Source organism: Paenibacillus filicis, from assembly GCF_038070315.1.
Taxonomy (GTDB): Bacteria; Bacillota; Bacilli; order Paenibacillales; family NBRC-103111; genus Paenibacillus_G; species Paenibacillus_G filicis.
The window spans coordinates 37015-59788 of sequence record NZ_JBBPCC010000028.1; the positions used below are offsets into that span (position 1 = coordinate 37015).

General features: G+C 55.9%; 16 protein-coding genes and 1 riboswitch. Of the genes, 2 read left to right on the plus strand and 14 right to left on the minus strand.

Annotated features, from left to right (window positions below):
• Nucleotides 1–131: 131 nt before the first annotated feature.
• The 14 genes from WMW72_RS30800 to WMW72_RS30865 form a co-directional block, all read right to left on the minus strand.
• Nucleotides 132–2369 (minus strand): helix-turn-helix domain-containing protein, encoded by a 2238-nt coding sequence (locus tag WMW72_RS30800; protein ID WP_341419426.1) that lies wholly within the window; start codon nt 2367–2369, stop codon nt 132–134.
• Nucleotides 2370–2603: 234 nt separating this feature from the next.
• The gene (locus WMW72_RS30805) at nt 2604–3974 is read right to left on the minus strand and encodes an ABC transporter substrate-binding protein (RefSeq protein ID WP_341419427.1); all 1371 of its coding nucleotides are present in this window, start codon (nt 3972–3974) and stop codon (nt 2604–2606) included.
• Between the two features lie 35 nt (nt 3975–4009).
• Complete coding sequence (locus tag WMW72_RS30810; RefSeq protein WP_341419428.1) at nt 4010–5803, minus strand: histidine kinase; 1794 nt, start codon at nt 5801–5803, stop codon at nt 4010–4012.
• 163 nt (nt 5804–5966) lie between these two features.
• A complete protein-coding gene (locus WMW72_RS30815) occupies nt 5967–6974 on the minus strand; it encodes a glycoside hydrolase family 130 protein (RefSeq protein WP_341419429.1) in 1008 nt (335 codons plus the stop codon).
• A gap of 42 nt (nt 6975–7016) precedes the next feature.
• Nucleotides 7017–7847 (minus strand): carbohydrate ABC transporter permease, encoded by an 831-nt coding sequence (locus WMW72_RS30820; protein ID WP_341419466.1) that lies wholly within the window; start codon nt 7845–7847, stop codon nt 7017–7019.
• Nucleotides 7848–7902: 55 nt separating this feature from the next.
• On the minus strand, nt 7903–8805 hold the full coding sequence (locus WMW72_RS30825; RefSeq protein WP_341419430.1) for a carbohydrate ABC transporter permease: 903 nt from the start codon (nt 8803–8805) through the stop codon (nt 7903–7905).
• Nucleotides 8806–8889: 84 nt separating this feature from the next.
• A complete protein-coding gene (locus WMW72_RS30830; RefSeq protein ID WP_341419431.1) occupies nt 8890–10275 on the minus strand; it encodes an ABC transporter substrate-binding protein in 1386 nt (461 codons plus the stop codon).
• Nucleotides 10276–10458: 183 nt separating this feature from the next.
• Nucleotides 10459–12087, minus strand: coding sequence for a response regulator transcription factor (locus WMW72_RS30835; RefSeq protein ID WP_341419432.1), 1629 nt, complete (start codon nt 12085–12087; stop codon nt 10459–10461).
• Nucleotides 12088–12372: 285 nt separating this feature from the next.
• A complete protein-coding gene (metE, locus tag WMW72_RS30840) occupies nt 12373–14676 on the minus strand; it encodes a 5-methyltetrahydropteroyltriglutamate--homocysteine S-methyltransferase (protein ID WP_341419433.1) in 2304 nt (767 codons plus the stop codon).
• 203 nt (nt 14677–14879) lie between these two features.
• Nucleotides 14880–15089, minus strand: a riboswitch (cobalamin riboswitch).
• Nucleotides 15090–15173: 84 nt separating this feature from the next.
• Nucleotides 15174–15587 carry a GNAT family N-acetyltransferase gene (locus WMW72_RS30845; RefSeq protein ID WP_423227626.1) on the minus strand — a complete coding sequence of 138 codons (414 nt, stop codon included), beginning with the start codon at nt 15585–15587 and terminating at the stop codon, nt 15174–15176.
• A gap of 42 nt (nt 15588–15629) precedes the next feature.
• Complete coding sequence (locus WMW72_RS30850; RefSeq protein WP_341419435.1) at nt 15630–17420, minus strand: ABC transporter ATP-binding protein; 1791 nt, start codon at nt 17418–17420, stop codon at nt 15630–15632.
• Nucleotides 17407–19158: an ABC transporter ATP-binding protein gene (locus tag WMW72_RS30855; RefSeq protein WP_341419436.1), complete on the minus strand. Its 1752-nt coding sequence runs from the start codon at nt 19156–19158 to the stop codon at nt 17407–17409. The genes WMW72_RS30850 and WMW72_RS30855 overlap by 14 nt, the downstream gene beginning before the upstream one ends.
• Nucleotides 19159–19326: 168 nt before the next feature.
• Entirely contained in the window at nt 19327–19860 is a 534-nt protein-coding gene (locus WMW72_RS30860) for a DUF6886 family protein (RefSeq protein WP_341419437.1), read from the minus strand.
• Between the two features lie 127 nt (nt 19861–19987).
• On the minus strand, nt 19988–20848 hold the full coding sequence (locus tag WMW72_RS30865; RefSeq protein WP_341419438.1) for a class I SAM-dependent methyltransferase: 861 nt from the start codon (nt 20846–20848) through the stop codon (nt 19988–19990).
• Nucleotides 20849–21149: 301 nt separating this feature from the next.
• Here WMW72_RS30865 and WMW72_RS30870 point away from each other — a divergent pair, with 301 nt between their 5' ends.
• Together WMW72_RS30870 and WMW72_RS30875 are read left to right on the plus strand one after the other, a co-directional pair.
• Nucleotides 21150–21926: an ABC transporter permease gene (locus WMW72_RS30870; protein WP_341419439.1), complete on the plus strand. Its 777-nt coding sequence runs from the start codon at nt 21150–21152 to the stop codon at nt 21924–21926.
• Nucleotides 21923–22747: an ABC transporter permease gene (locus tag WMW72_RS30875; protein ID WP_341419440.1), complete on the plus strand. Its 825-nt coding sequence runs from the start codon at nt 21923–21925 to the stop codon at nt 22745–22747. The genes WMW72_RS30870 and WMW72_RS30875 overlap by 4 nt, the downstream gene beginning before the upstream one ends.
• Nucleotides 22748–22774 lie beyond the last annotated feature (27 nt).

Genomic DNA, 22774 nt, shown 5'->3' on the forward strand with positions numbered 1-22774 from the left:
TCGTTGTCCTGATTGCACTATACCTCGGCCTCGTAATTTTCAGCAATGTACATGATTCATAGGGCTAACCGATTAGCCAAAATGGCCGAATTAACCGAAATTCAACGATGAACCGAATAGCAAAAAGCCCGTCACGACGGGCTTTTTTCATAGTTCTTACGATAATCGCCCGGCGTGGTGCCCATGACTTTCTTAAAGGCTCGGATATAGGAAATATCATGAAGGTAACCGACCTCGGCAGCGATCTGCTTGAGCGATAGCGATGTCTCCTCCAGCAGACGGCGGCTCTGCGCAATCCGGACGCCGACCAGATAATCGACCAGCTTCTCGCCGAATGTTTCCTTGAACAGCCGGCTAATGTATTTGCCGTTCAGGCCGAACTTCTCGCAGAGCTGATTCAAGGATAGGTCAGGGTTCGCATATTCTCGGTCGATATAGCTCTTGACCTCGCCGATTAGCTTGTAGTGGCTGCGGCTCTCCTGCTGCGTACGCAGCTTGCCACTGAGCTCGTCGAGGATGGCGGCGAACCGTGCCTCCATCTCTCCGCTCCAGTCGAACGTATCCCGCAGCTCGCTCAGCTTCCCGACGGTGTCACTCCTCCATACCTCCTGGATGTCGGCCGGCAGCTCGACCATCTCCCGGTACAAATGATCGATGAACGCGTTGAGCACCTGCACCAGCTCCTCCCTCGGCAGGCGCTGGGCCCGCACCTCGCTGAACACCGTCTGGAACATCTCCCGCCAATCCTCGTCTCCGGTACGGAATGCCCGAGCGAACTGCCGGATCATGGGCAGAAAGCGGTAGGTCTTCCCGTCGTTGAACAGCGCGTCCCGGTAAGAAATCACACGGCTAAGCCCCAGACTGGCTTTGTAGCCGAGCGCCTGCTGCGACTGGGTATACGACTCCGGGATCTGCAGCGTATCGGCTACGGCAGCGCCAAGGCCGACCGTCACCGTAAACTCCAGATTGGCCTTTACCCAGGCCTGCACTTCCGCCGCCACCTGGTGTACGAGATCCTCCGCTTCCATCTCTTCACGGAAGCAGGAGTACAAGGCTGTCAGTTGATGCTGAGCCGTCCATTCCGTCCACACCGTCACCCGATGCGTCTCGGCCAGTTCCCTGACAACGCTGTTCAGCACGAATTTAAGCAGATACATGTCCCGCTGCGAATAATTGGACTGCACCGAGGGATACTTATCGATCTCATAGGTCGCGACAACCAGTGTGCGGAATTCCCCTGGCACACCAAATCTTTCTGTCTCTCTGCGCCACTGCTCGCTGTCAACCGTTCGGCTGCCCTCCAGCAGCTCCACGAAAAAATGCCGGCGGCGGTACACCGAGTCCTCCTCGTGCATTTTCTGATACGTATTGGACTGGTCGATCAGACTGTCCAGTGCCTGCTCGATAAATTTGAACTCATCCTGTCCCTTGCGGGACAGCTTGGAGCTGCGGCTAGCCGAATAGAGCTGAATTCGATCCATAATTTCTTCAAGCGGCTTGTAGTTTCGGCGGGTGACGTACGTCATCCAGACGGTTCCTACGATCACGACCACGAGACTGGCCGCAATCCATATGTAAGAGAACAAAGACACGTAACGCAGCACGTTATCGTCATGGACACCGCCCGTATACGACCAGCCTGTGTAGTCGGAGCTGATCCGGGATAGGGTCGTGCCCGGCAGCTTGCCGCCTGTACCCTCCGGTCCTGCGATGATGGAGCCGCCTGCATCGCGGATTTCCACGAAGCTGCCGGCGCCCGTCAGCTCGGCAAGCCGCTTGCTGATTTTGGCTAGGCTGATGTTGACGACGACCAGCCCTTGTCCGCCCTGCAGCAGCGGATATTTCCGTACCATGGATACGACAGAGGCGGGAAACCGCTCCTGATCCTGGAACTCCATATAGGTGCGCGGATCGGAGAGCTCATAGAGGTTCCCGCGTTCTGCCCGGCTGGATGCAAACTCCCGGTCACCGAACTGACTCAGTGAAATAAAGGTATTGGAGCTAAGCACCATGCGGTCTGCATAACGGTACAGGTAGATGGAGTCGATCAGACTGTCCCCTCCTCCGATCTGATGAATCCGCTTAGATATTTCATAATTGTCAAAGTAAGAAATGGCACCCTCGCCCTGAAAAAAACCGCGCAGCTTCTCATCGGTCTCCAGCTCCTTGATGAGCGCATTATCCGTTTCCTTGAGTGAATAGTCGATCAGCTGAATGAGATGGCGTACAAGCTGTTGATTGCCGTTAGCGGTTTCCCGTTGGGACATCTGGCTCAGCAGCAGGAACGTGACCAGAATGAGAATGGAGGTGAGGCTGAAGAAAATGGGGAAATACGAGAACAGCAGACGGTAAAACCAGGTCTTTTTCATGGTGTCCTCCTTCATGACGGGGAGCGTCTACTTCCAGACTAAGGGGAAATTGCCAATCATGCAAGCAACTCCTATGGCACGAATATTATCACGTGTTATCATGCGCTGTAAAGGATAGCCGGAAAGAAAATCCTCCGGCCTATTCCTGGACGCTCGAAAGTTCAGACGACCCTGTCCCTACCTCCCTTTCACGAACCTCCTTTATTCCTGCACGGACAGCTACCTCCCCCTGGGCTAAGGTCCGTAGTTCCCCGCTAACTTGATCGGATCAAAGTCCGGTATAGGCTGAATCTGGACTCCCCCTTCCGTTCTCGCCTGTTCGAGTCCCTCATTGTACCTGCGGTTCAAATCCTCGATCACCTGACTAAGATCCCCGCCCTCGGCCATGTATAAATAAAATGCATCCTGAAACCGCTGTCCCTTCACGGTAACCGTCGGAGCCACGGGCCAGACGCCATCATACGCATTGGGCAGGAAGCCCTCCGCGCCCTTCAGCTGAGGACTGGAGGCTTGCGCAATAACCGAAGGAACCATGGAGATGCCATAACCCTGCTCATGATAGCCCAGCAGCAAGCTCTCCTGGTACATAAAGCTCAGGAACTTCCAGGCCTGCTCCTTATGCTTGGAGCTGCTCGCTATCGCGAGCCATTGCCCTCCCAAGAAGCCGGAAGCTCCCCGGACTTGTCCGTCGATGGTAGGGACAGGCGCAGCCGCCCAATCCAGGCTGGTCGGAAACTGCGTCCGGTACACGCCCGGCTCAGCCGAGTACGACATGTACATCCCGATCTTCCCGGCCGCGAACTGCGCCCGCAGCGGGTCCATATCCAGCGATTCCACGCCTGGCAGCATGCTGCCCTGATCCTTGATCCGCTTGAAGGCCTCGACGATTTGGCGGTACCCGCCGAAGTCGAAGCGTCCGCTGCGGAAATCAAAGCCGAAGCCACCGTAGCCGCTCATTTCGGCAATCGCCCGTGCCGAGCGGTCGAAGGCGCTTTGTGGCGATTTGAAATTCAGCGCGAACCCGTAGGCCCCTTCCGCCTTCCCTGCGACCGTCAGCTTCCGGGCCGTATCCACCAATTCCTCCAGTGTGGCTGGAGGTCCGGCGATGCCTGCCTTGGCAAACAGCTCCTTGTTATAGATCAGCCGCATGGTCGCCCCGAAGTTGGGCAGACTGTACCGCTGCCCGCCAAAGCGGTTGTAGCCGTCTATAGCCGGAAACCTCGTCTTCATTTCTTCGGACATATAAGCGTCAAGCGGGGCCAGATAGCCTTTTTTGTAATAAAGCTGGATCGAATTCTCCTTCACCCGCAGCACATCGGGCGCCTGACCGGAAGCGAAGCCAATATCGACAGCCTGCGTGTAATCCGATCCGCGGGTTATATAATTGACCTCAATCCGATCGGGATTTGTTTCATTGAACCGCTCGATCAGCGGCTTGATATACTCGGTATCGTGAGTATCCCCGGACCAATACACCAGCTTCGTCTTGGCAGGAGCAGGTTCCCGGACTGGCTCAGGAGGAGACTTGTAGAGAAGACCGCCCTCGCAGGCCGTCAAGCTCAGAATCGCAGATATTAGCAGCAGCCGGATCATATGCTTCCTCATGAAGAGCTTTCCTCCCTGTTCATCCATCGCTGTCACTATGCATCCTTCGTCTGGATCGGAATCCGGATATCAGCCCGCGTGCCCGGGCCCTGCTGCCTGCTGAGGAGCAAGGTCGCTTTATCTCCGAAATACAGCTGCAGCCTGCGGGAAATATTCATGAGGGCAAAGCCTTTATTTCGGCCTGGATGCCGGGAATCCCCCTTCTCCCCCGGGAGACCGGAGCCGTTATCCGTGACGGTGATGTGGATGAACCGGTCGTCTTCCGTCACCGTGATACGGATGCGGCCACCAGCCTTCATATCCTTGAATCCGTGCAGGATACTGTTCTCCACCAGGGGCTGCAGGATGATCTTGGGCACCATCCTCTCCAGCGCTGTCCCTTCCTCTACGTCGATCTCTGCCTCGAATAAATCCTCATAGCTTTTTTGCTGCAGCTTCATGTACTGCTTCGCGTGGTTCAGCTCATCCGCCAGCGGGATCAGCTCCCGTCCTCCGCTGAGTCCGACCATGAATAGCTCGGATAAGGCGAGGATCATCTCGCTGACATCCTCATTCTCACCAAGCACAGCCTTGCAATGGATCGTATTGAGGGTATTATACAGAAAATGCGGCGCGATCTGCGCACTGAGCGCCTTCATCTCGGCCTTGCGCTTCTCCATCTCGCCTTCCGTCACGTCCTGAATCAGCCGGTTGATCTCATCGAGCATATGGTTGAAGCGGAAGCCCATCTGGGAAACTTCATCCTGCTGGAGACTGTGATACCTGACCGTCAGATTATTGTCCTCTACGCGTTTCATCACATTTTGCAGCCGCTGGAGAGGTGTGAGCAGAAACCGGGTCAGCCAGTTGGAGATCAACAGGGAAATCCCAATAAAGCAGGCAATGGCCAGCAGCGTCAGCCGCTGAATCCCGCTCATCTCGCGCAGCAGCTCTTCCTTGGACTGCAGACCGAACAGAAACCAGTCGTCCACGCCCTCCAGCTGCTTGTAATTGACGAGATATTCCTGAACGTTGTAGGTATGGAAGAAAGAGCCCGAATCCGGGTCGGTCATCCCCTGGATCACATCCGCTCCAACAGGAACACCGCCCTGATGGGAATCAGAGCTTGCCATCACAGGCTGCCCGGACTTGTCCAGCAGGGCGAACGAATAGCCGGCCTGCGATAGATTAGCGTTAAGCACCTGGATGAGCTCTTTCTCCTTCACATTGACGACCACGTAAACCTCCAGTGTCTGGAAGGGATCGGTATCGATCACTCCCTTGAGTACGAGGGACAGCACCCGCTGCCCGCCCGTAAAGAGCGTGTCGGAGTGACCCTTGACCCAGAAGCCCCTTCCCGTCTTGCGTATCTCCTGATACATGTCCGTTTTGTAGAAGGCACCCGGTTGAATCCGATAATCATTGGTCGGGTAAAATTCGCCGATCGGGGTGACGATCAGAATACTTTGGATCAAGTCGTCATTGAATTTGACCTGGGAGAAGACCGGCAGCAAAGCGGATAAATCATTGTAATATTTGCTCGAATCATTATTCTGCACATGCTTCATCATCTGTACGAAAGCATCGCTGAACATGAGCGCACGGATGTTTGTGCCTATATTTTTGAGCTTATCGGCAACGACCTGCTCGGCTTTATTCACCGCATCCTGGCTGGAGCTAAACGCGTTGGCCTGGACGACCTTAGCTGCAATCGAATAAGAAATGTATCCGGTTACACTTATAGCCAACGTAATGACGGCGATAAATGAGAACCAGATCCGCTGGTGCAGCGTGCGCTTGCGCATAAAAGCCAGGAAGCCCCTCTTGATCTCCGCCCTCTTGAATTTCATTGCCCCACACTTCCTCTGATAGTCCGGCTTGCTGGCACATGGTGTCCTAGAATATCTTTTATTGTATGCTTGACAGCCCCTTCCCTACAAGAGCCAGTCCCTGCCAGCCGCTACACGCCAAAAGACCGCACCCGCTCAAAGCGGGCCACGGCCAACATGCAGGCTAAGCTTCCTGCGGTTCCAGGCAAGCCTGAACCAGATCATCCACATGAGCGGTGGCGAGGCATTCCACCGTATCCGCCGCTCCGTAATAGATTTTGACTTCCCCTGAATCCTCCAGGATCATCCCGCCGGGGAAAATGACGTCGTTGCGGAACCCTCCGTCCGTCTCATACGAAGCTTCCGGAGCGAGCAGCGGCGTGCGGGACATGCCGACGATCCGGCTAGGATTATCCAGATCGAGCAGCATGATCCCTGCCGTATAGCGCTTCTTCCAGGAAGGCTCCCAGCCGTTCTTGCCGCGCTCCGGATCCAGATCTACGGCATGGAAGGTCGTCAGCCAGCCCTTGTCCGTCTTCACCGGAGGTGCTGCAGGACCGATCTTGTCATTGGCAAACGGAACCTGCTCGACAGCCAGCAGCAGCTCGGAGTCCCCCCAGTAGCGAAGATCCGGCGAACGGGAAATCCACATGTCGAAGCGATCGATCCCCCCGCGGCTGTATACGGTGAATGGACGCTCCAGACGAACGTACTGCCCGCCGACCCGCTCAGGGAAGAGCACCATATTGCGCAGGTCCGGCGTGGACAGGCTGAGGATCTCAAAGTTCTCGAAATCGTCGGTAACAGCAACGCCTCCGCGGATGCCGTGCTTGGTATCCACCGCGAAGCACATATAGCAGCGGCCGTCCAGCACTGTCAGCCGCGGGTCGTACGCACGGATGATCTCGCCGTCATGCAGCCGGAAGCAGGGCCTAGGCTGTACGTTCCAGTGAATGCCGTCATCGCTGTAAGCCAGGCCCAGGTCGGTCGTCTCGTGAGGCTCGATCGTCTGCTCGGCCAGTGAGCCATAATCGTTGCGGAACACCATCACATACTTGCCTTGAAATTTGGTCACGCCTGCGTTGAAGACAAGTGCGGTCGGATACGGCACATGAGAGGCCGCAAGTACCGGATTGCCAGGGTGGCGTGTGACGAGAGGGTAAGACTTAAGTGGTCCGATCTTGGTAATCATCAGATGACTCTCCTTCGTTTTTATAAAGTAATAGGCAGCCGGCTAGCCTTTGATGGAGCCGGCTGTCATTTGCATGAAAGATTTATTGGCCAATACATACACGACCAGCAGCGGCAGAATCGACAGCGATGCGCCGGCCATCATGTAGTGAGTCTGCACCGCAGCCGAAGCGCCGTAACGCAGCATCGCAAGGCCGACCGGCAGCGTCTGCAGATCGGGCTGCGTCAGCGTGAAGACGAACGGCAGCAGGTATTCATTCCACGCCCCGCGGAAGGTGAAGAGTGCCGATACGCCAAGTCCCGGTCCGAGCAGGGGCAGGATGATCCTCGCGTAGGTGCGCGGCATGGAGCAGCCATCGATAAAGGCTGCCTCGTCGAGCTCCTTGGGGATTGCGTTCATGAAGCTGTACAAGATAAAGAAAATATAGGCATGCTGGCTGATCAGAATAATAATGACGCCCCATAGCGATTTGTTCAGATGCAGAAGCATCATCAGATCGAACTGCGGCCGCAGCACCACTGCCCCGATCGTGATGAACATCGTGGCCGCCTGCAGACCGACGTAGAGCCCTTTTCCCCGGAAGGAGAAGCGATCCACTACATAAGCCGACATCGAGGCGACGATCAGCGTGCCGACCGTCGTTACACTGGCGACAAACAGGCTATTCCAGGTGAACTTGGAGAACTTGGCCTGCTTCCACGCCTCCACGTAGTTATCGAAATGCCATTGCCCCGGAAAAAAAGTGGCGCCGGACGTGATTTCCGCATTGGACTTGAAGGAACCGAGCAGCGCAATCAGCACGGGAAATAGGGTGATTCCGGCTATAAGGATCAGGAATGCCCAGAACAGGACTTTGCCTCCCCATCTGCTCAGCGACGGACGGTGACGTTTGGTGAGATTGGACTGTGCTTGCAAATTACGCCCCCCCTTAATAGACCTTGTTCAGCTTGCGGGACGCCAGGCGGTAGGCGATCGTAATGCCACCGACGATGAGCGCCGTAACGAAACCGGCTGCGCTTCCGTAGCCGATCAGCTGATCGGGAACCGAGGTGCCAGACATCATGGTAGGAAACATCTGCTTATACACATAGAGGAACATGACTTCTGTCTTGCCTATGGGTCCGCCCTCCGTTAAGACGAGAATGCTTTCGTATCCCTTGAGTGCATTGATAATCGCCAGCATGATAACCATTTGCAGCACTGGCCCCAGCATCGGGATCGTGATCAGACGGAACTGCTGCACCTTCCCGGCCCCATCGAGGGACGCGCTCTCGTATATATCTTGTGGAATGTTCTGAAGACCTGCGATGAAGAGCAGCATATAGTTGCCGATCGCTCCCCAGACGGCGATCAGAATCGTCGTCAGCATCGCATGATCCGCTCCGAGCCAATCGATGCCGGTGGGAAGGATGTGGTACTTCACCAGAAATTGATTCAAGATCCCGTTGTACGAGTTAAAAATGGTCACAAACACAACCGCAATAACAGCCGAGCTGATAATCGTAGGCATAAAAATAACGGCCCTGAGTAAATTCCGTCCGCGAAACGAACGGTTCAGCAGCACCGCCAGCAGCAGAGACAGCGGAATCGTCAGTACAAGCTTACCACCCGCGTAGATAAACGTATTGACCACACTGTTCCAGAACGTAGAGTCCTGCATGAGCTGTGTCAGATTATCCAATCCGACGAAGCGTGCCGTCCCATATCCTTTGTAATCATAAAACATGTAGCGGACCGCCCAGCCAATCGGGTAAATGCCGAAGACCAGGGTCAACAGCAGGCTGGGAATCAGAAAGCTGTAGGCCAGTATCCGGTTGCGCTTGTTGTTCATAGGCTTCTCGCCGCTCCTCTCCGTACGCTTGAAGCATCCTGCGGGAGGAGAGTATCCGCCCTCTTCTCCCGCCTGCTTCTATCTCTATTTCTTAGCAAATTGGCCGCCAAGCTTGGACGGATCGAAGCTCGGGTTTGGCTTGATCGTGATATCCCCGCTCGAGATTCCCTTGTCCAGCGCGTCGTTATAGCGTTTGTTCAAATCTCCGATTATCGCGTTCAAGTCGCCTCCCTGCATGATGTACTTCAGGAAGCTTTCCTCGAACTTGGCCCCTTGGACGGAAACAGTCGGACTTACCGGCCATACGCCATCATTCGCATTAGGCAGGAAGCCTTCGATGCCGCCGATATTCGGAGCCTTCGCCTTGGCGATCACATCCGGAACCATGGAGATCCCGTAGCCCTGCTCATGGTAGCCCTGCAGCACGGATTGCTCGTACATGTCATTCAGGAATTTCCAGGCTTCGTCCTTATACTTGGACTTCTCGCTAATACCCAGCCACTGCCCGCCGACAAATCCGGACGCGCCCTTCACCGTGCCGTCGATCGTCGGTGCCGGAGCCGCGGCCCACTTGATTTTCGCCGGGAATTGGCTCTTGTACACGCCTGGCTCGGACGAGTAGGAAAGATACATGCCGATCTTGCCTTCGGCAAACTGGGCGCGCAGCGGATCGATATCCAGCTGCTCAAACCCAGGCAGCAGGCTGCCGTTATCCCTCATCTGCTTCATCGCTTCCGTGAAGTCCTTGAAGGCGTTGAAATCGAAACGGCCTGTCTTGAAGTCGAAGCCGAAGCCGCCGTACCCGCTGAGCTCGGCGATCACGCGGCCGGACCGGCCGAAGGCGCTCGCCGGACTTTTAAAGTTCAGCGCAAAGCCGTACGCGCCGTTCGTCTTGCCGACTTCCGTAATCTTCTTGGCCGCATCAACCATTTCCACCAAGGTCTTGGGCGGGCTCTTGATACCGGCTTTCTCGAACAGCTCCACGTTATACACGAGCCGCATCGTGCTGCCATAGTTCGGCAAGCTGTACAATTTCCCGTCAAAGCGGTTCTGATCGTCAATCGCCGGGAACTTTTTCTTCTGATCGTCGGTCAAGTATTTGTCGATCGGGGCCAGATAGCCTTTCTTGTGATACAGGTTGATCGCAGCATCCTTCACCCGCAGAATATCGGGCGCTTGACCGGAGGTAAAAGCCAGATCGACAGCCTGATTGAAATCATCTGTGCGCACGACGTATTCGATCTCGATGCTGTCCTTGTTCTTAGCATTGAAATCCTCGATCAGAGGCTTGATGTACTCGCTGTCGTGACGGTCATTCGTCCAGTAGGAGAGCTTCACTTTCTTGCCTGCGGGAGCTTCTCCGCCTGCCTTATTGCCTGTCGTACTGCCTGCTTCCTCTCCCGCTCCGCAAGCGGCCAGACTGACGGCCATCAACGCGGACATGACCGTTAGCGCACTTTTCTTGATCATCTTTGGTGTTCCTCCCTTTTCATCTCTGTAAAAGTATGATCTTCTTTCCCGGTGATAAGCCCATTATAGGTCAAGCCTTTTCCGCGCATAATGAGCCAAATTCAAGCTTATGGGCAACATTTTCATGATAGTGACCCGCCCCCTTTGTACATGAAAGCTTCCCCTGACAAAAAAAGCCCGCTCTCAGGGAGCGGGCTTGCCGGTATACGATTCTTTGAACTCTGTCGGCGTCTGGCCGGTCTGTTTCTTGAACAATTCGCTGAAGTAACGTCTGTGCTCGTAGCCGAGCGCGGCCGCAATTTCCTGCACCTGATAATCGTCCAGCAGCATTTTCTTGGCCTTTTCGATCTTCTCCTGGGTTACAAACTGCAGGAACGATACCCCGGCCACCTTCTTGAACAAGCTGGAGTAATAGCCCCAGCTCAGATTTACCTTCTTGGCGCAATGCTCTAGGGACAGCTCCTGGTCGAGATGCTCCCGGATATAGGCCATTGAACGGTGAATAATATGCTTCGACTCACTGGTCCGCTCCTGCTGGATCAAGGCGCAGCCTTCCTGGCACAGCCTCAGCAGCATAGCTTTGTAGGCAGCGATGGACGGCGACTCCGCCTGTCTGGCGAGCGGGGCTGACTTCGCTTCCAGCTCAGCTACCTGCTCATAAGCAAATTTCTCGAGAAGCACCCGCCGGGTCTTGGCGGCCAGCTCATTGCAGAGCTGCTCGGCGTAATGCGGATCAGGCAATGGATCGGTCCCCGTCAGATCGGCAAATATATCCTCCAGCAGTTCGATGCTTTTCGCTTCATTTCCTGACCGCAGAGCGAACAGAAACTCCTGCTCCTTGGCCGGAATATTAGCAAGGCTGACCGATCGTTCCGTCTTCATCGGCTCGTAGCGGTAAGCTCCATTGCCCCCTGTGAAGAAATGATAGGACAGGGACTTGAGCGCCTGCTCGTAGGCCGTAGGCCACTCATGGATGTGGCGGACGGTTGCACCGACACCGACAGAGATCGTGAAACGCGTGTATCGCGCGATATTGGCGCAGCAGCGGTCGGCCAGCTCCAGAGAATGCGTCGAGCCGGTGGCGTTGGCAATACACACGAACCGGTTGAACGATTCGCGGAACACCAGACCTTTCGTATATCCGGCTACCGTTTCCTCGATAATATTTTGCAGAGAGAACCGGATCAGCTCAATTTCCTCAACGGGAAAGCTCTGATACTGCTCGGTGAATTTATCGATCTCCAGCAGGAAAATATTGAAGCCTTGCCGATCCAGCGGAACCTGCAGAAACTCCCACCGCTGCATGGCCGCTTCATCCCCTGAGGCATGATGGAGCAGCAAGGTCAAGTATTCCTGTCTCAGCGCCGGCAGGCTTTCCTTCATCCTCCGTTCCATCTCGATCAGCTTGTATTGCTCGCGACGCTCCACCTGCCAGGCTTCCTTGGCCTTCAGCACGATCTGAATCAGCTCCGGGATGGAAACCGGTTTTTTCAAAAAATCAAAAGCCCCCAAGCGCAGCGCTTGCTGGGCGTATTCAAAATCGCTGTAGGCGCTAAGGATGATCACCTTCACGGTCGGGTCCTGCTCCAGTGTCAGCCGCGTCAGCTCCAAACCGTCCAGCTTGGGCATACGGATATCGGTGAGCACCAGATCCGGCTTGGCCCTCTGGATCAGCTCGTAGCCTTCCTCTCCGTCGGAAGCGCTGCCGACCAGCTCCACACCGTACTCCGACCAATTGATCCGGGTTGTAATCATGTCCACCACGCTGCGGATATCGTCGATGACACACATGCGGACTATGGAATTATTCATGGGCTGCGCTCCTCCCTGATGTCGTAATGCTTGTCGGTTCTTGTGCAGTCAGCTCCTGCGCACTCGCTATTCTGCGTGTATCTTTCATCATAAACGGTCGCACCTCCGAATGTAAGGTGGTAAATTCATGATAGAGGGCAGCTTTTTAAAGCGAATAGTCAAGCTTTCTACGGTCCGTCTGCGCCCGATCGTGATAAAAACCATGACTTGTTCCGTCCATGATGAAAAACCCGGTTGCAACGCATCGTTCGCGTTGCAGCCGGGTTTTCACAGGTTTACTGGTTCTTACTTTGCAGGAGCCGTTTGAAGCCGCTCGCGGGCAGCGAGTGCAGCCTCCACCATGTTGCGCAGCGACTGCTCGGTCTCGGACCAGCCGCGCGTCTTGAGTCCGCAGTCCGGATTGATCCAGAAAAGACGGGCATCCAGCGCATGCAGCGCACGGTCGATCATATCCGTCATCTCACCCACGCCAGGGACCCGCGGGCTGTGAATGTCGTAGACGCCCAGGCCGATGCCGTGGTCATAGCCCTGCAGCTCAAAGTGGGAGATCAGCTCGCCGTGGCTGCGCGACGTTTCGATCGAGATGACGTCGGCATCCATATCGCGGATCGATTCGATCATGTCGTGGAACTCGCAATAGCACATATGCGTGTGGATCTGCGTCGTGTCGCGAACCGTAGAGGTCGCGATGCGAAAGGAGCGGACAGCCCAGTTCAGGTACGCCTCATGATCGCGTCCCTTCAGCGGCAAGCCTTCGCGGACAGCAGGCTCATCCACCTGGATCATCTCGATGCCTGCGCTCTCCAGTGCCTCCACCTCATGCCGCAGCGCCAGCGCGATCTGATTGGTCACCTGCTCGCGGCTCATATCGTCGCGGACGAAGGACCAGTTCAAGATCGTAACCGGACCCGTCAGCATGCCCTTCACCGGACGGGAAGACAGCGACTGTGCATACGCGCTTTCCTTGACTGTCATCGGATCCACGAAAGCCACATCCGCATAGATCACTGGAGGCTTCACGCAGCGGGAACCGTAGGACTGCACCCAGCCGTTCGCCGTGAAGAAAAATCCGGCCAGCTTCTCACCGAAAAACTCAACCATATCCGTACGCTCGAACTCGCCGTGTACGAGCACATCGATGCCGATCTCCTCTTGCAGACGGATGCAGCTCTCGATCTCTTTGTTGACAAACGCCTCATAGGCGGCATCGTCCAGCGAGCCTTTGCGCCACTGCTGGCGGGCCTGGCGCACCTCCTTCGTCTGTGGGAAGCTGCCGATCGTCGTCGTCGGCAAGAGTGGCAGCTGCCACTTCTGCTGCTGCACCTCGAAGCGCTCAGCGAATGGCAGATTGCGCGTATCCCCGACCTGGTCGATGCCTGCGAGGCGCTCCGCTACATCCGTACGGTTACGTTCAGGCAACAGGCGGAAGCTCTCCAGTGCTTCACGGGAAGCCGCCAGCTCCGATGCAACCGCATCCTGACCTTCGCGGATCGCGCGTGCCAGCAGGGCCAGTTCGTCCAGCTTCTGGTCAGCGAACGCCAGTGCGTTCTTGATCTCAGGCCCCAGCTTATCCTCGCGGTCCACGGTGACCGGGACGTGCAGCAGGCTGGAGGAAGGCTGCAGAATCAGCTGCCCGGCAGGAACGTAGGCGGACAAACGGCCGGCCAGCTCCAGCTTGGCATCCAGATCCGAGCGCCATACATTGCGTCCGTCAATGATTCCCGCAGCAAGTAGCTTATCCTGCGGCCAGCCATGACGCTCCAAAGCCTCCAGGTGCTGCCCGCGGTCATGCACGAAATCCAGGCCGATGGCATCGACCGGCAGAGCTGCGACACGCTCGAAGTGCTCGACCGCTTCGAAATACGTTTGCACCAGAATGCGCAGACCCGGCACCTGGCGGCGCAGCTCGGCGTAGATCCGCTCAACCAGCGCAAGCTGCTCGGGCGTCGTGTCTTGTACGAGCGCAGGCTCGTCGATCTGCACCCACTGCACGCCCTCTTGCTTCAATTCCTGCAGCACTTGCCCGTAGACCGGCAGGAACTGCTCGACCTTCTCGGCGAAAGCCGACGATGCGAAGCCCTTGGACAGCTTGAGGAACGTATACAGGCCGACGATCACCGGACGGCCTTCGATCCCTGCGCGCTCCTTGGCGGAGCGGTACGCGGCCAGCGGTTTATTCTCAGCTAGGTAAGGCTGGCTGTCGCCGATCTCTGGCACGATATAGTGATAGTTCGTATTGAACCACTTGGTCATCTCACTGGCAACGGCATTGGAGCTTCCCCGCGCCATCGCGAAGTACGTAGCAAGCGATACGGCTCCGCCTTCATGACCGTAACGGGCAGGTACGATCCCGAACATGACCGCCGTATCCAGGATATGATCATAATACGTAAAGTCATTGACCGGGACAAACTCCAAGCCCTTGGCCTGCTGGCGGCGCAATTGCTCAAGACGCAGCTCCTCCATCGTATCCGTTAACGTCTTCTCGTCCGTCTTTCCAGCCCAGAACGACTCCAGCGCCTTCTTCCACTCGCGCTGCTCCCCAATTCTCGGATATCCCAAGCTGCCTGTTTGTACGTGATTACTCATGATTCTGAATTCCTCCCCGTATGTTTGCATCTCCAAATCCGTATTGCAGCCTGACGAAGGCCAGGCTAGCTAGGTCCGTCCATTGACTTTTTCTTTACAGAACACCAAAAAGGCGCCTCTCCCCTAAAAAATTCAAGGGGAAAGACGCCATCGTTATTACTCGTGGATTGTCGTCTAACACCTCCCTATCTCCCGTAGGTAATGCAGTGTCGTCGAAACAGGCAGGTCTCCTGGCTATCAGCGTCAACATCGTCAGCAGTCTTCCCGGCTGCTCTGGCAACCAGTGACATGTATGCTGCGACTCTTCTGTTACAGTGGCGGGACCGCGTCGGCTTTACACCGAACTTCCCTATTAAGCTTATCCGGATGTTGAGAATCAACCTCCGGGAAGCACCTGTTTCCCTTTATTCAATTGGGTCGTACTACAAGGATACAACGATCATCATAACCGAGCATATTCAATTGCGCAAGCCTAAATCCGAACTTTTCCGATAAAGTTACAAATCCTGTGCCATTCTCACCATATCGAATAATTGCATGCCATTCTCGTAGATCGGCTCCCGGTAGTGACGGATGAAAAAGTCCCGGTCGATGCCCGTCATCCGAAAACCACACTTCTGATAGAGCGCCAGCTGCGCAACGCCGGTGCTGCCGGTTCCTACCTCCATGGTCTTGTAGCCGAGCTCTCTGGCTTGCCGGACCGCATGAAGCACCAGCGCCTTGCCGATGCCTTGGCCATGCAGCGGCTCTGCCACCGCGACATTCACCAGCTCGACCGTATCCGGACGGGTCGGCAGCAGCACGTACACGCCTACCGCTTCGCCTTCCCGTTCCATTACATAGCAGTCTCCCCGGGCGACATACGCCCTAACTAGCTCCTCGGAAGGGTCCGCCAGCAGCAGCAGCTCCATCGGCGGATGTTCTCCCGGATTCAACACTCTGATCGTCACGTCTTAACTGACTCCCTTCATATGGCCTTGCGAATGCTTGTATAGCTGCTCATAGTAGCCATGCAGCTCCAATAGCTCCCCGTGATCCCCCTGCTCGACGATCTCCCCGCCGCGCATGACGAGAATCCGGTCGGCCTGCATAATCGTGGATAACCGGTGGGCGATGACGAGTGTCGTGCGGCCCTTGGAGACAACGGCCAGCGCCGACTGGATCAGCTGCTCCGTATAAGAATCCAGATTAGCGGTCGCTTCGTCGAGAATCAGCACCTTCGGCTTGAAGACAATGATCCTCGCGAAGGAGATCAGCTGCCGCTCACCAGCCGACAGCCCGCTTCCGCGCTCAGACAGCCGGGTATCGTAGCCGTGCTTCATCTTGGCGATGACTGCATCAGCGCCAACGAATTGACAGGCCCGAATCACATCCTCCCGCGAGACCGATTCGTCGAACAACCGGACATTATCGATGATCGTGCCCGAGTACAAATACGGCTCCTGCTGCACGAGGCCGACGAGCCGGTGAAGCGTCGCTTGCGGGATATCGCGGATATCCGTGCCATCGATCTTGATGCTGCCCTGCTGTACATCATAGAACCGACACAGCAGGCCGATCAGCGAGCTCTTGCCCGCTCCGGTCGTGCCGACGATGCCGATCAAGGAGCCCGGAGCGATGTGCAGGTCGATGTCCCGAATGACCGGCTGCCCTTCCACATAAGAGAAGGTCACGCGGTTGAAATCGATTTTGCCCCGAACCGTCTCCGGCGCTATCGCCTTCGGAACGGCAGCATCGGTCACCTCAGGCTTGATCGAGAAGATGCCCCAGATGCGGCTGACCGAGACCGTCGTCGACTGCAGCGTGTTCCACTGCTGGGTAATCGTATTGATCGGCTGAAAAAACAGACGAATGTACGTGATGAATGCATACAGCACGCCGAATTCAATATGCTTGTCGAACACCGCGATGCCCCCAAGCCAGGTGACGAATGCCACCGACAGGTTACCGAGGATATCAAAGGACCGGTTAAATAGCACATTGGTGCGTATTTCTCTGAGATTGGAACGGTAATAGGTCTGATTTTTGTCAGTAAACTGGTTCTGCTGCTCCTTCTCTTGATGGAAAGCCTGGATCAGGTTCATCCCCGCCAGATTCTCTGCAACGAACGCGACCAGCCGGGACAGATTGGTCCGGGCGAGCTGGTACGTCTTACGCATGTAGGAGCGGAAGGAGACCGCGATCAGCGCGATGATTGGCAGCAGAATCAGACAGTACAGCGTAAGCTGCACATCGAGCTGAAACATCAGCACGATGATGAACACGAGCGTCAGGCCATCCCGGACCAAACTCAGCAGCACTTGATTGAAAAACTGGTTGACTGTCTCCGTGTCACTGGATACATGTGTGATCAGACTGCCGCTCGGCACCCGGTCGAAATAAGACATGGAGAGCTTCGAGATATGCTCGAACAGCTCTTTGCGGATGCGAGCGACGATGCTCTGTCCGGCAAATTGCAGCAGATTGTTCTGCAGGTACGTGAATAGCAGCCCCGTCAAGGACAGCCCCAAATAGATGGCGCTGATGATCACCAACGTGCCATAGTTCGTATCCCCTATCATCAGATGATCGTCGATGGCGATTTTGACCAGATAAGGCTGGAACAAATCAGCCGCAATCGCCAGCAGCGCACAGGCCACCATCAATATAAAAGTCAGCCGATGCGGCTTGGCATAAGAAAAAAGCACCCGGAAGGCCGAGCTGTACTTGGCCGGTCCTTCCGACGCAGACTTATCCTTCGGCATACTGATTTCCCTCCTCCTGGATCGCGTGGAGCATCGCGTAGATGCCCGGCTGGGCCGCAAGCTGCGCATGAGTTCCCCGCTGTATGATCCTGCCTTCATCCATCACAACGATGATATCGGCATGCTTCAGCGCACTGATCCTGTGCGCGATCAGAATCGTCGTCCGCCCCGCCCGTTCCTTGCGGATGGTCTCGATAATGGCCTTCTCCGTCACGGCGTCGACGGCGCTCACGCTGTCGTCCAGCAGCAGAATCGGCGAGTTTTTGATCATACCGCGGGCCAGACTCGTACGCTGGCGCTGACCGCCGGATAACGTCACGCCCCGTTCCCCGAGCTTGGTTTCGAACTTATCTGGAAAATCAAGAATATTGCTGTAGATCTGCGCCTGCTTGGCTGCACGCTCAACCTGGTCAAGCCCGGAGTCCCGCCGGTAGAAGGCAATATTGTCACGGATCGTCGTGCTGAACAGGAAGCCCTCCTGCGGCACGTACGCAATCTGCCCGCGCAGGCTCTCCAGCGTCAGCTCACGGATGTCCACGCCGCCGATCCTGATCGTCTTCTCCGGCGGATCGTAGACGCGAAGCAGCAGCTTGGCAAGCGTTGTTTTACCGCTGCCGGTTTTGCCGATAATGCCGATGGTTTGCCCCGGCTCGACGGTCAGATGGATATCCCGGAGCGAAGGCTTCTCCGCCTCCGGATACGTGAAGGTCAGCCCGCTGATCCGGATGGCGGAGCGGTCCAGATCGACCGAACGCGCCTCCTCCAGCTCGCGGATATCCGGACGGCGGGACAACAGATCATTGAGCCGCTCCAGCGAAGCCCGCGAGCGCTGCATCGTGTTGATCACATTGCCGATCTGCTGCAGTGGGTTCACCATCATACGGATGTACAGCGTCAGCGCGACGAAGTTGCCGAGCGTAATATGCCCGGCAATCGTCAGATAGCCGCCAAAAGCGAGCGTGACGACAAGGGAAAGCGCACCCAAGAACGGAATCAGGGCCTGAAATAGCGAGGACACACGCACCAGGCTGAGCTGATTGTCGCGGATGCGGTCTACCGTCTCCCCGAAGCGCCGGACCATAATGGGCTCGACAGCGAATTTTTTGGTCACGCGAATACCGCCGAACTGCTCTTCGGCCGACTCCGTCATCTTGCTCAGCGACTCCTGAACGGTCAGCGAGCGCTTCCGGATGACCGGACCGAAGCGGACGACGAGAAACGGGATGACCAGCAGCGGCGCGACGCATACGGCGATCAGATAAACGGGAATGGAGCTTGCTGCCATCATGATGACCGCCGCAACCAATAGGATGATAGCATTGGTCATCTGGTTGATGCCCATCGAGATCGATTCGCGAATAGCCGTGACGTCGTTCATCACATAACTGAGCATTTTGCCGACTCCGTGCTTGGAGTAGAAACTTTCGCTCAAGCGGGTAAAATGCTCGAACAGCTTCCGGCGCGTCACAAATTCGAAATACCGGCCGGCGCGCATCACCACATATTGCCCAATCCCGGCCAGCAATCCGAACAGCACGCCGACCGCGAGCAGCTTAAGGCTGTATGAGGCGATCAGGGGAGGGGTCAGCTCCCCCCGCTGCAGATGATCCGTGAAATCCCCGAGCAGCCTCGGATAGTACGACTGAATAATATTGGCGGCGGCAATCAGCACGACCGCAAGCCCGTAGTGAGGCCACTTGGATTTGAGATAATCCAGTAACAAACGCCCAGAGTTCATGTAAGCCGATCACTTCCTAGTATCGTAGTTGGCATTGCAACTATTGGGGTAAACCGGGCCGCCAACAGCCGCAATACACACGTTCATCAGTTGCTCCTACCTTTATTTTAACACAATCATGTCGATTGCTAAACGGTTTTATACGGGGTGAACGCTTAATTTAAGCGGTCACAGCTTGATCGCGTTCCGCATGCGGATCATGGAAAACTCCGTAAGCGCCCTGGATTCGAGCACCGCCTGATGGATCGGATATAGATTCGGGGTAAAGCGCAGCTCAGCCCCGGACGCGAGGATGCATCCGATCAGGCCTGGCATCGGTTCCACCGTGACAGGGTGAACCGTCTCCGCTGAGGTATAGTAGCCGGCGCCAAGATCCTTGACGGCAAAACCTTCCTTGCCGAACGTATAGCGGTATAGGCGGACATCCCGAATTCGCTCATACCAGCCTCGCTCCACCCAGATGATTTTGGACGCAGCCGTATGCCTGAATAATTCCACCCCGGGGTCTCCCGCATCGTCTTCCCCTAATTCTGTCGGCCTGACCACGATAATTCTTGGACACTCCCGTGGAAAATAATAGCTGACCGCGTGCTCCTCATCGATCGCCCAGACGACGGGCTTATCTGCCGGGTCCGATGCGGGAAGGGGAATAAATACGTCAATATGCGGATTTTCACTGAAATGATAGAGCAGGGAGCTCACCCTTCCTTTCTCCGAGTCACGACCGGATACCCAGTTTACACCAAATCAGGAATTTCGGCTACCCCTAATTTCCATCCTTCACGACAGACAAACAGGACCTGTCAGAGCAGTCTGTCAGCTCATCCGATCATAGCCCGATTCTTCGCTCCGGCCTCCACGACAGTAAGGCAGCCTTGAATCGGTGGGTAAACGTGAACTTCCCCTCCTGCTCGGTCATATACCGCCGCACGATAGCTTCCGCCGCCTTCCGATCATACGTCTCATCGAGAATCGGACTGAGGCTAGACTTCATCAGCGCTTCCTCCGAATCATACTCATATGTGCGCTCGAGCTCCACCATCCGGCAATCCGCATCGATGCCCAGCTCATACAGCATGGCCAGCAGATGAATATAATCCCGGCGTTGGAACTTGATCCGGCAGCCAAGCCGCTCACGGATTTCCGTGTGGTACGGCCTCTCGGTTCCGACCGTCAGCCCGAGTACCACAAGCCGCCTGGCACTGTCGTTGATACGGATCAGCGCCTCGTCAATGTCAGCCATCCGGTAGAAGCAGTTGACCCCGAACACAACATCGAACGGGCCTTGGAGTTCATACTCCTCCCACTTCGCATGGATATAGTCCATGTTGGCGATGCTCTGCCGGCCCGCCTCCCCGGCCAGATAATCCAGCACGCTGCATGATCTGTCAACGCACGTGAGGCTCTTCACAGCAGATGCCGCAGCAAACGTATAATTGCCCCAGCCCGGACCGATCTCCAGTACCTCGTCCTCCGGCTTCAGCAGAGCGAGCAGCGCCTCGCGAACCGGACGGGCATATTCATCCGGAGCGATCGTCCGTCCTTCTCCTCGCCGTTCGACATATCCCCGCCAGAATGCTTCCTCCTGCCGGTCATCCGTCATCCGCTCCGGCAGCTTGCCGTTCCAATCTCTCATGCCTTCAAACCATAGCTCCTTGGCGTTCAACTTCATTCTGGCAGCCTGTCTCATACTGATCCCCCTTTGATTCACAAGAAACCCGATCCAGCCGAAGCCTTCGTTTGGAAGTGCCTCTGGCTCATCCTTGTAACCGGTTCTCGTCCTATGCCCCTCGCTCGTTCTAGCTTACAGGATGGGATAACCTCATTCAAATCCATGCGCGGAACATCGCCTGATTACTGGAAAAAAACCAGAAAAAAATAGATTGCAACCGTTTCCTCGTTTTGTTATGATGGTGAACGTCTCTCTCGCGTTTCGCCTTGACTGAAGTTGACGGATTAGCCCCGTCGAACAAACTTATCGGAGGTGTCACATGCTTTACTATGTTTTGGCCGCCAAGGGCTACGCCCGTAATTTGCAGTACCGGGGAGCGCATATGGTCCATAATGTAGCGAGCGCTATGTTCGGCTACATGTATGCCTGCATCTGGATCGGAATCGGAGAGAACCGCTCTCTCGGCGATTACGGCGTGCACGGCATGATCAGTTATATCGCGTTCACCCAAGCCTCGCTCTGGGTCACCGGATTTATTACGAATGGTCTCGGAATCCCGCAATCCGTCCGCACCGGACACATCTCCTTGGACCTTATGCGTCCCGTTCATCTGTTTACCCATCTGATGAGCCGAGAATGGGGACAGGTCGCCTACCAGTTCGTCTACAAGTCCATCCCGATCTACGCCTTGTATGTCTTGATCTTCTCGATTCAGCTCCCTGGGAGTGTCTCCCAAATCGCCTTAACCGTCCTTGGTCTTACCTGCTCCGCTTACTTATCCATCTGCATCAATTACCTGATCGGCGCAACCGCGCTATGGACCACGGAATCGAATTGGCTGTTCTGGAGCAATCACGCCTTGACCATGCTGCTTGCGGGCTTCTTTATTCCGGTGGAATGGCTGCCCGGCTGGCTGCAGACCCTCAGTTGGCTTTCCCCTTATCCTTACCTGCTCTACGTTCCGACACGCATCTACTTGGGATTTGACAGCGGCTCGTTGCTTGTCGGCTCCTTCATGTGGTGCGGCTTCCTGACGGCAGCGTGCCTGAGCATTTCCCTGCTGCTGAGACGCAAGGTGGAGGTGCAGGGGGGATGATGCAAACAAATCATATGTTCTCAGCGGGAAAGGCATCCATGAGGCTGTATGTTCTCCTTATCCGTGCGAGCATCCGCAGCCGCATGCAGTACAAGTTTAACTTTGTGCTGTCCAGCATGCTCGTAGCCCTTATCCAAGTCTCGGAGTTTCTGATGCTTGCGATCATTATGAATAAATTCGGCGCCATGCGCGGCTGGAGCCTTTACGAGGTTGGCTATCTATACGCGGTGATGACCCTTGCCAAGGCCCTATACCGAACCTTCGCCAATGAAGTCCATAACCTGGAGAAATATTTGGTGGGCGGTGAGCTGGACCAGCTGCTGACCCGGCCTGTGCCGATTCTCTTCGCGCTGTTTACGCAGAACTTCAGGCTGCTCCCCGGCGAGTTCATCCAGGGCAGCTTCGTGGTGGGCTGGGCTCTGCATGGCATGGTACGCAGCGGGCAGATCGGCTGGATCGCTATTCCCTATACGCTGCTCGCCATTCTCACCGGCGCGGTCATCCTGTTCTCCATCGGACTAGCTACCGCAACCCTAGGCTTCTGGATGACGCGCATCACGGAGCTCCAGAACTTTACCGAGGATGCGGCGCGTACGGCTGCACAATATCCGCTAGTGCTCTACCCCGGCTGGATGAAATCTATGCTGCTATTCGTCATCCCCGTAGGCTTCGTCAGCTACGTCCCCTCGCTGTTCATCCTTCGAGGCGAATACGGAGGCTGGCTGCTGGCCGTGACCGGAGCGGCTGCTCTCCTATGTCTCGGTGCAAGTCTGCAGTTCTGGCGGTACGGATTGACCAAATATCAAAGCACAGGCAGTTAGAGAGGAGCACTGGAATAAATATGAATA